This is a genomic window from Erwinia piriflorinigrans CFBP 5888 (assembly GCF_001050515.1).
In the GTDB taxonomy this organism is placed as follows: domain Bacteria; phylum Pseudomonadota; class Gammaproteobacteria; order Enterobacterales; family Enterobacteriaceae; genus Erwinia; species Erwinia piriflorinigrans.
The window spans coordinates 450,446-464,094 of sequence record NZ_CAHS01000015.1; the positions used below are offsets into that span (position 1 = coordinate 450,446).

The window sequence follows — 13,649 nt, forward strand, 5'->3', positions numbered from 1 at the left end:
GGTCAGTACGCCGGGCGTGGGGCAAAAAAAAGCAGCGGTCAAAGACCGCTGCTGGATTCACTCCTCGTGGCGAACATGTTTAAACGGCTTGTTTAACCTGTTCATCCAGCAGTTGTGAGTTGTTATCGGCAGTTTCAGGCGAAAGTTTACGTCTTTTTACCGCACGAGATGGTGGCTGGCAAAGGCTACAGGTAAAGCTGCCTCGCGGTTGGTGGGCGTGGCTGATAAAACTTCCGCCACAGCATTTACAGTCGGTTAACTCCAACATTCCACTTTCAACAAACCGTACCAGCGTCCAGGCGCGGGTCAACGCCAACAGCGGCCCTTCATCCTGCTGCGGGCACTGTTCAAGATACAGCCGATAGGCTTTAATCAACGCCTCTATCCCGCGACACTGCCCGCTCTTCACCATAAATTGCCAGGCGTTACAAAACATGGAAGCATGAATATTTTGCTCCCATGTCATAAACCAATCGGTAGAAAATGGCAGCATGCCCTTAGGCGGCGGGCTACCACGCAGCTCTTTATATAACTTAATTAAGCGGCCACGGCTTAATTGAGTTTCGCTTTCTAACATTTGCAGGCGTGCGCCCAGAGTGATGAGCTCCATTGCCAGTTGAATATCACGCGCCTCCTGAACAATGCTTTTTTCACTCATCAGCTTGCCGCCCTTTTTTTCGGCATCTCTTTTTCTTTCGAGACGTCGCGCAATAAACGACTGGATAGCAGGATACCGGTGTGGATTTGTTGCAAATCTTCCACCCGTGACTCCTGGGTTAAACGACTGATTGACTGGTGGTCGCTGAAGCGAAATTGACAAACCAGTTGGTTGGTCTCGGCAAGCTTAACCATTTCTGGCAATGTTAGGCTCGATAAGGCGTCAGCCATCTGTTCGTCAATTCCTAAACGAAACATAGCCGAAGCTTTTTCCTGATTTATTATACGTTGTGCAAGCAATAAGTAAGACAAATTGATGTCGTAAATATGTTTGAGTAATTCTGATGTACCCATTTTTTCCATCCTGACTAGCACTACTTTTAACGTGTGCGGTGGAAACCGCTACCTGGTTGCTGGTTGGTAGATCTAAAGATGGCAAAAATTAGTGGCAGGAGCCAAAGATGAGCTAAAGCTGACTTGTTTCATATTTTTTGCAGAAACTAAGCCAAGGATAATTATAAACTCATTTTGCCAGCGGCTATTCCTGAGCCTTTCTTCCCTGACCTGTTCCTTTGTAACTCGCTGTTACATTCGATTAGGACTTTTCTTAAAGCAAGGCAACTCTATCCCCTCTGATCGCGACATACAACGTGAGACAGTGCCAATTTTAGATAAAGTGTGATCCAGATCACACTTTATCTAAAACTTTTTCCTAAAAACCTATCAGCAACGCTGTTGATTAGCTCACTAACTAATCATTTATGGCTTTTTTTGCAGGTTTTATCCTTAAAGATAATTATGACCGAGCACCAAAAAACAACCACGAAACACATAAGTCCTAAAAACTGCATTAATCACAAAAAAAAGAATAAAAAATAATAAAAATGTCACAAAAATAGCGTTTTAAGCTACGTAAATGACAATTCCCAGCCATAAGAAGCTAGTGAATCACGGTGAGTAACTGAAGATTTTTTTGTACGAGAAATGTGATGTATCGCAGGTTTTTAGCAGGAAGTGATAGCGTTTTGTAAGCGGTTGACACCTTATATTTAGCCCATAACAGCATGTGCAGCATAGATCACATAAGGGATATGAATGATTTTAGCGAGACGATAGGGATCTACCCCGCTAGTATCGGCACAGGCGCTGGAACCTTTAGCGAAAAGCCATTTTTATTTGTGTTATGCCTTTATTGCTCATTTTTTGAGCGATTTATACAAAATACTTGTAAAGTAATGTCAATATATACATGTCGGTAAAGTCGCGTCTCGGTTAAACAGGATGGAGTTGTGTTATCAGGGTGGACCTGTTTCAGATCCACCCTCGATTCAGGCCAGTTTTGAAAGAGGGGGGGATTTTTTTTCATCCGCTGCCGCGCGTGACGGCGTTAACGTCCGCAGGTCTTGCAGATAGCTTTTGCGCCAGTGAGCGATATCATTTTGACGCAGTACCGCCATCATGTCGTTATAGCGCGAGATGCGTTCAGTTCGCGACATGGTCAATGCCTGATGCAGAGCCGCAGCCACGTCATCCCGGTCGTAAGGATTGACGATAAGCGCAGAGGTCAGCTCGTTCGCCGCCCCGGCAAAACGCGACAGCACCAGAACACCCGGATCGTCCGGGTCCTGAGCGGCAACATACTCTTTCGCCACCAGATTCATACCGTCACGCAGCGGCGTCACCAGCCCGATATCCGTCAGACGGAAGATTTTCATCAACAGACGGCGATCAAAGTGCTGATTGAGATAGTAGAGCGGCGTCCACCCCAGGGTGCCATATTTACCGTTAATTCGTCCGGCTTCCGTTTCCAGCTGGTGACGGATATCCTGGTAGGCCTGCACATCCCCACGCGATGTGGGGGCAATTTGCGAATAGCGGATTTTGCCGTGATGCTGCGGGTAATGCTCCAGCAGCGCCTCATAGGCGAGAAAGCGTTCCGGTAGCCCTTTTGAATAATCCAGTCGCTCACAGGCGATAATATTCTGCGCGTCGCCGAGATCTTTCTTCATTGCCACCATTTTTGGCGGTAACGGCCCTTCAGCCATTTCTTTGATACTGTCGGGTTCAATACCGATTGGGTAGACCTCAGTGGCAAAGCCATTGCCGAAAGCACGGTGCTGTTTCCCATCGCTTTGCAGCGAAGTGAGTGACGATAAGCATTCGAGAAATGCGATCCGGTCACTTTCCGTCTGGAAGCCTAACAGATCGTATTCACACATCATCTGCAACAGTTCGGCATGGGGTGGAAGTGCAGTGAATATTTCCGGGGTGGGGAAAGGAATATGCAGGAAAAAGCCAATGCGGTTAGTGATGCCCAGCTTGCGCAGTTCAGCAGCGAAAGGCAGCAGATGATAGTCGTGGATCCACAGGATATCATCCTGTTTCAGCAGCGGTTGCAGGCGATGAGCAAGCAACGTATTCACGCGGCAGTAACCATCCCAGGCTTCCCGCTGGAAGTTGACCAGATCGAGGCGATAATGAAACGCTGGCCACAGCACCGCGTTGGAAAATTGCAGATAGTAGAGATCATAATCATTTTGATTCAGACCGAAGGAGGCATAGGTAATACCATCCTGCTCCAGAATAGTCAGTTCGTCGTCATCTTCACCAATTTCATTTATCTCACCGTTCCAGCCGTACCACACGCCGCCGGTCGTTTTTAGCGCATCGACGATGCCTACGGTAAGGCCCCCTGCACTGACCTTGCTGCCATCAGGGATGGCAATACGGTTAGATACGACTACTAAGCGACTCATAACCTTGACTCCTTACCGACGCTTCTGCGCCGCTTTCCAGTTGTTTTCGAGCCTGCGCCAGCCAGCGATAAACGGCGTTCACATCGGCCAGATGTTCCTGCGCCTCACTGGAACCGGTACCGACTTTAATAGAGAGGCCTCCGATATCATTCACCGCCTTAAAACCGGCTTCGTCGGTCAAATCATCGCCGAGGAAAACCGGTATGCGACCGGCAAACGGGGGCCGTTGCATAAATAAAGTAATGGCAGCACCTTTGTTCACCCCCTGCGGCTTCAGTTCAACCACACATTTCCCCGGCTGCTGAGCCAGTTCGGGAAAACGCGCCACCATTGCGGCTGCCAGCTGCTCTATCTGCTGCTGATGCTGCGGTGCCTGTCGGTAATGCAGAGCGAAGGCAACCCCTTTCGTTTCCAGCATGCAGCCCGGCAGCGAGGCGATAGCCTGTTCCAGCTCCCGTTGTAGTACGCTGACAGTGTGTGGTTCGAGCGCTACACGCGTCATCTCACCGTTAATATCACGGCGCTCGGCACCGTGCACACCGGCCAGCGGCAGAATTAACGGCGCAACCAGGGCATCCAGTTCAACCATCGGACGACCGGAAACCAGAGCAACGGCCCCGGCGCAGTGATGCGCCAGCCACTGCAAGTCATTCAGCACGGTGGCAGGGATAAAAACCTCATCCGGATGCGGCTGGATCGCGGCAAGAGTGCCATCCACATCAAAGAAAAAAGCATAGGTTGTTGCCGCCTGTAACGGGGAAACGGAATCTTTTGATATCAGCACATCGTTCTCCTGGGTTAAGCATGCGGAAAGATGTTGCAGGCAATGGAAGGAGCATTGCATTCATGGGTAATACAGCAGACCATAGCGTCTGCCGCCAGACGACGGTGAGAGGGTCACGGTTTTCTTACCCTGCCCCCTGAGTGCGGACAACATCACAGTAAATTGTAGCTACACTTCCAAAAAACACCAAAATAACCTTATGATAAAAAAAGGATTAACAGCGTTACTTGTTAAAAGCTTCCTGTTTTTATGCGATCGCACCAACCGATGATGATGCCGGACAGATAATCCTGGTTCGACAAGTCAGTATAACAGTTTTCAGTCAGCCCGGCCGTGCCGCCTGACCCGTGGCTCCAGCGTGGTGGCTGGATATCAGCCAGCCAGCCCAGGGAGTTTATTCTCTGTCGACATCTTCAACACGACAGACGTTTCTCCCTTTCGCGCACCGCCCCAGCACGGCTTTGGCTCTCTATAACAACGGCTGAAACGGCTTATGCGTAGCGGCTGAATGACAGCCTGTTTACGCATTTTTCAAGTACGAAATCGAGATCTTTTTCAGACCAGTCCGAGATGTAGGCAATAATGCCTCATCCGTTCACTAAACCCGTTCAGATACGTTATATTGCCCTGAAAAAATGGCACCAGCCCGGCTGAAGCCTGGCGTCAACAAGGAGAGGCGATAATGCTGCGTATGATGATCAAAAGAAAGTGTGAACGCACCCACGCTGAAGACCGTTACCTGGCGCTGGTACTGGCCACCAGCGCCGGATTACTGAATGCGATGGCGCTGGGGGCATTCGGCATCTTCCCATCACATATGACCGGCAATACGTCACAATTATCTTCTGAAGTCTCCAGCGTCGATTTCAGAGATCTGAAGTTTCTGCTGGCGATTATTACCGCTTTTGTGATCGGCTGCGTGGCGTCTCGCCTGACGGGGCTGTGGGGGATTAAAAAGAATATACGCACCATTTTCAGCCTTATTCTGCTGACTGAAGGCATCATGTTGATGATGCTGTCAGCGTTTGAAACGTTCTTTTATGCCACCCGCAATAACCGTGAGGTGATTGTTTTCCTCGGGTTTTTGATGGGAATACATAACGCGACATCCACCCAACTTTCCAACGGCCGCGTGCGTTCCACCCACGTCACCGGCACCTTGACGGATGCGGGCATTGCTCTCGGCTCCGTGCTAAGCGCTCTGTTGCAGCGTGACCGCTCGCAGCCGATGGCCCCCCAATGCCAGCAGTTTGTCACTCATCTGGTGACTATTACCTCCTTTCTGACCGGAGGTATTGCTGGCCTGCTGTTATTTAACCAGTTTGGTTTCAGCTCAATGATCGCCGTAGGCGGGTTTTTGGTGCTGATCGCCATCAGCTCGATTGTGGTGACCGTGCGTATTGCACGTTATTGACCCGCCTGCCGGTGTCTTTCCGCTGCGGTCCATCGAGAGGCGTTGGCCCGCAGAAAAGAAAAAAGTTAAATTCCCTGCCCGTTCAATTGCTTCCAGGAATTGTCTGCTGGGTGGCTTGATTGCTCCGGTTATTCGCTGATACTGTATATAAATACAGTTATTTTGAGATTACCGTTATGCCGTTTATCCGCCCGCTCAACATTGATAGCCCCCTGCTGCTTCCGTTATTTACAGAGCGCGTCCCTTGCGGTTTCCCCAGCCCTGCTCAGGACTACGTTGAAGACCGCATCGACCTGAATAAACTCGCCATTAAACATCCTAGTGCCACTTATTTTATTAAAGTCAGCGGTGATTCGATGCGTGGAGCAGGGATCGGCGATGGTGATTTGTTGATCGTCGATCGTTCGCTGAATGCCGTGCATGGCGATATCGTGGTGGCCGCTATATCCGGTGAGTTTACCGTCAAAGAGCTACGCACCCATCCGGTTTTACAGCTGATACCACATAACCGCCACTATTCACCCATTTCATTCCAAAATGATGAAGAATTGGAAATCTTTGGCGTCGTCACTTTTACCCTGAAAGCACATAAGTAATCATGTTTGCCCTGGTCGACGTAAACAGTTTTTATACCTCTTGCGAAACCGTTTTCCGCCCGGACCTGCGCGGACAGGCGGTGGTGGTGGTCTCCAATAACGATGGCTGCGTGATTTCACGTTCTGCGGAGGCAAAGTTGCTGGGTATAAAAATGGCGGAGCCCTTTTTTAAAATAAAAAACGCCGTATATCCCGCTAAAGTTCACGTATTCAGCTCTAATTATGCGCTTTATGCCGACCTCAGCGAACGCGTTATGCAAACGCTGAGCGATATCGCTCCCGCCATTGAGATCTATTCCATCGATGAAGCCTTCGTTAATCTGTCCGGCGTCAGCAACTGCGTTTCTCTGGCGGATTTTGGTCATCAGATGCGTAATCAAGTGTTAAGGAATACCGGACTGACGGTTGGCGTGGGCATTGCACAAACCAAAACGTTGGCAAAGCTGGCCAATCACGCAGCGAAAAAATGGCGCGCTACCGGCGGCGTTGTCGATCTGTCTCATATTGACCGCCAGCGCAAACTGCTGGCGCTGGTGGCGGTGGAAGATGTCTGGGGAGTGGGACGGCGTATCAGTAAAAAGCTTAATCTGATGGGCATTACGACCGCACTCGATCTGGCAGAAAGCTCCCTGTGGGTGATCAGGAAACATTTCAACGTGGTGCTGGAAAGGACCGTGCGTGAACTGCGTGGTGAACCTTGCCTGGAGATGGAAGAGTTCGCCCCGACCAAGCAGCAGATCGTCTGTAGCCGCTCATTTGGCAGCCGCTTAACGCAATATCCAGACGTGCATCAGGCGGTTTGCGCCTATGCCGAGCGGGCAGCGGAAAAGCTGCGCGGCGAACGACAGTTCTGCCGTTTTATCAGCGTGTTCGTGCGCACCAGCCCGCACGCAGACAATGAAATTTACTACGGCAACCAGGCGTCAACAACGCTGATGACACCGTCAAACGACACGCGCGACATTATCCGTGCCGCAACAGAATCCCTGGAGCGTATATGGGTAGACGGCCACCGCTATATGAAAGCTGGCGTGATGCTGGCAGATTTCTACAGTAACGGGGTTTCGCAGCTCAACCTGTTTGATCAGCAGCGCATGTGGGCTAACAGCGCCGCACTAATGCAAACCATCGACGGTTTAAACCACTCGGGTAAAGGTAAGATCTGGTTTGCCGGTCAGGGAATAGAAAAAGCCTGGAAGATGAAGCGGGAGATGCTTTCGCCCGCTTACACCACGCGCTATGCCGACCTTCCCGTGGCGAAATGACGCCACATTGTCACTGCGGCTATATCGTCTAACAGTCTGGTGCGGTCAATAAGAGGTGAGTATCATAATCAAAACTTAACGTTATTGCGGATGCGTGAACAGAGACCATCCGACAGGATAAAATTGATGAGTATTGCAGGCATACGATCCAATCGTGGTGATGGGTACCAGACGCTGGTCGCATTTGATTGGGCATTGAAAGTATTGTCCGATAAAGATTATCAATGGCTTGAAATTGATTCGATAACCTGCCCCGTAGATGATGTGGTCATTGGCAAAGTTGGCGATGCCAGGATCGCTTGTCAATGCAAAAAAAATCAAATCCATTTCAGGGCGTGGACGATAGCCGATCTTGCAGACGAACTGGACAAAGCGGCCCATATGCTGGCCAGCGATCAAAATGTACAAGTCCGCTTCTATTCCCGCAACAACTTCGGCGCTCTGGCAAAACTGAAAGAACACAGCTCAACCCAGCATGATGAAAATAGCTACCGCCAAAGTTTAGGTAAGGAATTACAGGCGGTAGATGGGGATTTGTCTGCACAGCTTGCTAAACCTGCCCCCAACCTTTCTACTTTTGCATTCTTGTGCCGGACCCATTTTGTCGCTACCGATGACATAGATCGAATGAATGAAGATCTACACCAGCGCTTACGACAATTGGTAAGCAATCCTGAGGCTGCATTCAATGCACTATGGGTAAAACTTGATAGATTAGGCGGGCGCATGGATAGCGATAATGCCTCTGTCGCTACGCAGTATCGCCTGACCAAAGGCGACCTTCGGACGATTATTCAGCAGGCTGGCGCAATGCTGGCTCCGCCGATGGACCTTGCTGAGATCCGTCGCTCTTTTGCCAGCACCTCTGCCATCGGCAGATCGTGGCGGCGCGACATTGCGGGACAACAAATTTCCACCTCCATTGTCGATGAACTGCTTGCAGCCATTGATGCCCAAAAAAGATCTATCCTGCTCACCGGGCTTCCTGGCTCGGGAAAAACCTGTGCGATGCTTACGTTGCAGGAAGCATTGGAAGAACGGACAAAAACGCGTTCGGATATCGTTCCTCTGTTTATCCAGTCGCGCGAATTCGCCGACCTGGCGACATCTGATGAGCGCCAGGCCCAGGGCCTGGCTGAGCAATGGGTGGAAAACACCGCCCGACTGGCTGAAGATGCCAGGGTGATCGTCGTCATTGATTCCCTGGATGTGCTGTCCATCGCCAGGGATCATCGGGTATTGCAGTATTTTCTGGCCCAGACCGATCGCCTGTTACTCATTCCCAACGTTACGGTTGTGACTGCCTGCCGTGACTTTGACAGACATTACGACCGACGTATTGCCGAAAGGAGATGGGATTGTGAAGTAACCTGCCAACCGCTGAACTGGAATAGCGAAATAGCGCCATTGCTTGATACGCTGGGGATTGCGACTGCGGCTATTGATGCCATCACCCGTGAGCTGATCAGAAACCCACGCGAGCTTGCACTGTTTGTCGAGCTGGCTCAGCGAGACGGCAGCTTCAACGTGGTGACCAGTCAGGCATTAGCGCAACGCTATATTGACACTATCGTGCGTGCCAACAATGAATTAGGCAATACGGCAATAGTGGCGTTAGAAACGATCGCGGCGGAAATGCTGCAATCGCGTAGCCTGGTGATACCCTATCAGCGTTTCACTGCCTCTGAGGATATTCAGCGCAAGCTGTGCAGTCTTAACGTGTTGCAGGAAACCCAGGATGGAAAGCTGACATTCGGACATCAAACGCTGCTGGATGTGCTTGTCATCAGCGGAGCCATGCGCAATGGCGTCACGTTAAATACGTTTATACACAGCTTGCCGCCCGTTCCTTTTGTACGCCCCAGCATCCGCAGCTTTGTCGCACAGCTGGCGCCAGGCGATCGCCGCGAATTCAGAAAACAGCTTAGAACGGTCTTAACGGGTAGTTCGCCCTTCCATATCAAACGTCTGGTGGCAGAATCCTTTGCCGGACAGCGACCCGAAGATGAAGACTGGTCATTGATACGTGATTTACGTGAAAATCATCGCGCTGTTTTTCAGACGATCTATACCTCGGCTGGTGAGATTGAGTGGCATCGCTTCTGGCTCAAATATCTGGTTCCCCATTTAAAAATGATGCGCGATGCGGAAGGAATGGCGGCGCATGCGCATCGTATTACGCAATGGTGTAATGAAGACAGCACAGGCGTCATTGCATTCTGGATGGAAGCGCTGTCATTGGAATGGCTTGATAGCAGTGGCATTGCCCGCCTGCTGGGATCGCAGCTTTCTGCCATTAAATCACAAAATCTGGCACGGGTTGCGCCATTAGTGGAGCGGCTGATAAATGTACCAAACTTTGAGAGCAGATTTCTTGGGCGCGTTATCGCTCATTGTGTGACGACAGGTGTGGTGGACGATGGCTTGCTCTGGCGTTATATCACTGATGACCTCAGAGACAAAAATATGCAGCAAATCAGCTTCGGTAACAGGCTGCGTTGCCTGCCTCATGAGTTCGGCAGCCAAAATAAACAATTTCTCCGTCAACGTATGATGCAATCCAGCGCTTTGCTGGATTTAGCCCTGGAGTCAATTGAACATTGGAGCAATGCTCGCGCCCCTCGCTATGGCATCCCCCGCGCAGACTACCGGGAGGGTTTCTTAAAAAGCACCTCTTACGCAGATACACATAGCCAGAAAATCATAAGCCACAAGAACAGTATGAACATTTTGCTTGAGGCCGTTGAAGCTGCCATTCTCCAGCATGCAAAAACACACTCAGACTGGTGGCAAAAAAACCGCGAACGTCTTGGCTTCCATCCCGAAGGTGCGTTGCGCTACTTCGCCATACGGGCTTGCACCGCATCGCCTGAAGCCAATATTGAGCTGACCGGCCGCATGTTGCGCGATAACACCCTGCTGGCATCTCAACTTTCCTACGAATCCGGTGAATTGATAGCGTCAGCCTTCAGGTTCCTCGCAACGCCAGCACAAGATGCTGTCATGGCGACTATTTTGAGTATGCGAACCGCCACCTCCGGTTTCTGGTTAATGAAAGCGCAAGCAGAGCTGATCATAGCGATTCCTTGCCACCTGCGTTCAGCTGAAGTGCAGGCGGTTGTCGATGCCTGCGAGAAAAAAGCGGGGATAGTCGTCCGTCAACCGAGGATCCATGAACAAAGCGGCGTCGTTAGCGCACCCTTTTCATTTGAGGTATTTCTTGATATCAGCGATAGCTGGGTGTTGAGATTACTCGCACACTACGCGGGTCATTCGCATATGGATGGCGAGGACTTTCTGATTGGCGGAGAACGCGAAGTTGGCAGGCAGTTACAGGAAGCCGCATCCCGGCATCCAGCCCGATTCCTGAATTTTCTATTCGTTCACTGGACGGAAATCCCCAACGGCTTTCGTGATGACATTATAAATGGCGCGGCCAGCTATCTTGCCTATCGCTACGGCAACCTACGTTCTCACAAAGACTGGCAGGCGGTCGAAGAGCCTGATGCCTTACTACTGGCAAACCAGATCCTCACTGAACTTGAAAGACACCCGACCGAATGGCGGCACCGGCGTTCGACGGCAAAAGCGCTTGAAGCCTGCGCGAATGTGATACAGAGTTCGCAAGAGGCAGAGCGACTCATTTTCATCGCCACAGACTTTGCCAGCCTGCATGAAGCCGATCCCATCGAGGGCGATGCCATAGATTTAATTGATATAGGTATCAATATGGCGAAGGGGAACATTGCCGATGCCTTGATGATCCTGGCTGATAATTTCCTGGAACAAGGCAGCGAATTTCCTGAATTACTGCTTCCCACGCTGCGCCGCTTTGCCAGCGACGAACACCCCGCAGTCCGCGCCATGATCTTACGTCGCTTACCCTATTTGCAAAGCATATCTTTCAATCTGGGCTGGGAGCTGTTCCATCTCGCCATGCGGGATGCATGCGGACTTTGGCAAATCGCCGAGCGATGCCTGTACAATTCCTACCGTAATCATTTTGAGATAGTGGGACCGTTGCTGACACGCCTACGCAATGAGGGAGGTGGTAAAGACCTGAAGACCTGGGGGCACATTTCAGCTTTAGCGGCCATGACCCCACACCTCAAATTTACTGAATTGTTAGATCATTTGCATACTTTGGATAATGCGGAAGCTTGGTGTGGCGCGGCTAACGTGTGGACAAATGCTAAAAATATTCGACAGCATCAGGAACAGTGCCTTGCCGGGATTAATTCGGGTTTACGTTCAGGTGGCACACATGCCTTAGAAGTTGCCAGGCAGACAGCTCTTATTTTTGACGATAACACCGATGTAATTTTTGTGCCTGTAGAACTTATCAGTCGCTGTTTTTCAGTATTTGAAAGCCATAGCAGTTTTGGAAGTGAACAACATCACCTCTATGGGTTTCATCAATGGCTTAACGCGATGTCGCAACAAGATCCAGAGCAAGCCCTGGCCGCAGCTGAAATTTATCTGGCCTGTGTCAGTCATGGCAAATCATATATACATAATGATGATAATAGTCTCACCCAGTTAATGACCCGCCTTTTTGCACAAGCAGATGAGCGAGAGGAGTCTGATGAGGGTGTGATGTTACAACGCGTGGTGGGCGTACAGGACGGGCTACTGTCACTGGGCGTTGATGGCGTCGAAGAGTGGTTAAAAGCCGCCGAGCGACCGTGATTAATCTGCCTCCGTTTGTGCGAAAATCTGACAACTTCCAGAATAAGCAACTCACCTGAATCCAGTTATTGCTAAATATGACGGGACAGGCCTGGGCCTGATGGATTACAGGTAGGCGGACAGATGATTTTCAACACCCACCACAGCGACTGACAGCGGCACTTAAGGGTTACGCTGTAGCGCTGCCCCGGATGTGGTGCAGCCCTGGATTGATAAAGGGCAGCGGCTGCAACGACAATATCGCCATGCCGCTGACGGAGGTCAGCCCCCACCAGCGGTCATGCGCGATTAACCGCGTTTACAACAGCTTTCTCTCGGCAAGATCGAGCGCAAAGTAGCTGAAAATAATATCGGCACCGGCACGTTTGATCGCGCCCAGGCTTTCCAGCACCACTTCAGTTTCGCTGATGGCCCCGGCCTGTGCGCCGAATTTAATCATCGCGTACTCACCGCTCACCTGATAAGCCGCCAGCGGCAGCTGGGTCCGATCGCGGACTTCGCGCAGAATATCCAGATAGGCACCCGCCGGTTTAACCATCAGTGCATCTGCCCCTTCCGCTTCATCGATCAGCGATTCACGGATCGCTTCGCGGCGGTTCATCGGGTTCATCTGGTAGGTTTTGCGGTCACCTTTCAGCGAAGTGCCTGCCGCCTCACGGAACGGGCCGTAGAAGGAAGAGGCAAACTTGGTGGAATAGGACATAATGGCGTTATCGGTAAAGCCCGCCGCATCCAGCGCATGGCGGATCGCAGCGACCTGTCCATCCATTGCCGCCGAGGGCGCGATAAAATCAGCCCCTGCGGCGGCGGCCACTACCGCCTGCCTGCCGAGATTTTTCAGCGTGGCATCGTTATCTACGCCGTGATCATGCAGCACGCCGCAGTGACCGTGGCTGGTGTACTCGCAAAAACAGGTATCGGACATCACAATCATTTCCGGCACCGTCTGTTTGCAGATACGTGACATCCGCGCCACCAGTCCGTTTTCATTCCAGGTATCGCTGCCATCAGCATCGGTATGATGGGAAATACCGAAGGTCATCACCGAACGTACGCCCGCTTTGGCAATGCGCTCAATCTCATACGCCAGACGCTTTTCCGGAATGCGCATCACGCCCGGCATGGCGGCAATCGGCTTATAGTCGTCAAGGCCCTCCTCGACAAAGATCGGCAGCGCCAGATCGTTCAGACTGAGGCTGTTTTCCTGAAAAAGAGAACGAAGGGAAGCGGACTGACGCAGACGTCGTGGACGCTGAATGGGAGAGTAACTGGACAAAACAACCTCGTATTTAGCGGGTCATCCACCGGATACTGGCCCGGAGAGGATGAAAATAAATAGTGTGCTAACAGTATACCCCAGGGCGCACAATGACAATCTTTCAGCAATAACCGCCGTGCCTGGCGGCACAGAATGTGTAATCCGAAAGACCTTAAAAACGCGGTTTCCCTTGAAAACAGGCAACAAATGGCGCTTTATTAACCTTGCCT

The 13,649-nt window shown here is 51.0% G+C and carries 9 protein-coding genes; 4 read left to right on the plus strand and 5 right to left on the minus strand.

The genetic code is table 11. The features are described from left to right. Positions 1 to 79: 79 nt before the first annotated feature. The 4 genes from flhC to otsB form a co-directional block, all read right to left on the minus strand. Positions 80 to 658: a flagellar transcriptional regulator FlhC gene (flhC, locus tag EPIR_RS10285; RefSeq protein ID WP_023655329.1), complete on the minus strand. Its 579-nt coding sequence runs from the start codon at positions 656 to 658 to the stop codon at positions 80 to 82. After that, positions 658 to 1,011: a flagellar transcriptional regulator FlhD gene (gene flhD / locus EPIR_RS10290; RefSeq protein WP_023655330.1), complete on the minus strand. Its 354-nt coding sequence runs from the start codon at positions 1,009 to 1,011 to the stop codon at positions 658 to 660. The genes flhC and flhD overlap by 1 nt, the downstream gene beginning before the upstream one ends. Before the next feature lie 974 nt (positions 1,012 to 1,985). Then, positions 1,986 to 3,413 (minus strand): alpha,alpha-trehalose-phosphate synthase, encoded by a 1,428-nt coding sequence (gene otsA, locus EPIR_RS10295; protein WP_023655331.1) that lies wholly within the window; start codon positions 3,411 to 3,413, stop codon positions 1,986 to 1,988. Next, complete coding sequence (gene otsB / locus EPIR_RS10300; protein ID WP_420834760.1) at positions 3,388 to 4,191, minus strand: trehalose-phosphatase; 804 nt, start codon at positions 4,189 to 4,191, stop codon at positions 3,388 to 3,390. The genes otsA and otsB overlap by 26 nt, the downstream gene beginning before the upstream one ends. A 688-nt stretch (positions 4,192 to 4,879) precedes the next feature. On the opposite strand from otsB, the gene EPIR_RS10305 reads away from it, so the two are divergent. From EPIR_RS10305 to EPIR_RS10320, 4 genes are all read left to right on the plus strand, one after another. Continuing rightward, positions 4,880 to 5,611, plus strand: coding sequence for a YoaK family protein (locus EPIR_RS10305; protein WP_023655333.1), 732 nt, complete (start codon positions 4,880 to 4,882; stop codon positions 5,609 to 5,611). Positions 5,612 to 5,787: 176 nt separating this feature from the next. Further along, complete coding sequence (gene umuD / locus EPIR_RS10310) at positions 5,788 to 6,207, plus strand: translesion error-prone DNA polymerase V autoproteolytic subunit (RefSeq protein WP_023655334.1); 420 nt, start codon at positions 5,788 to 5,790, stop codon at positions 6,205 to 6,207. Positions 6,208 to 6,209: 2 nt separating this feature from the next. Next, on the plus strand, positions 6,210 to 7,472 hold the full coding sequence (umuC, locus tag EPIR_RS10315; RefSeq protein ID WP_023655335.1) for a translesion error-prone DNA polymerase V subunit UmuC: 1,263 nt from the start codon (positions 6,210 to 6,212) through the stop codon (positions 7,470 to 7,472). A 126-nt stretch (positions 7,473 to 7,598) separates the two neighbouring features. Further along, the gene (locus tag EPIR_RS10320; RefSeq protein WP_023655336.1) at positions 7,599 to 12,161 is read left to right on the plus strand and encodes an AAA family ATPase; all 4,563 of its coding nucleotides are present in this window, start codon (positions 7,599 to 7,601) and stop codon (positions 12,159 to 12,161) included. A gap of 298 nt (positions 12,162 to 12,459) precedes the next feature. On the opposite strand, the gene hemB is transcribed toward EPIR_RS10320, so the two are convergent. Next, positions 12,460 to 13,437, minus strand: coding sequence for a porphobilinogen synthase (gene hemB, locus EPIR_RS10325; RefSeq protein ID WP_023655337.1), 978 nt, complete (start codon positions 13,435 to 13,437; stop codon positions 12,460 to 12,462). Positions 13,438 to 13,649 lie beyond the last annotated feature (212 nt).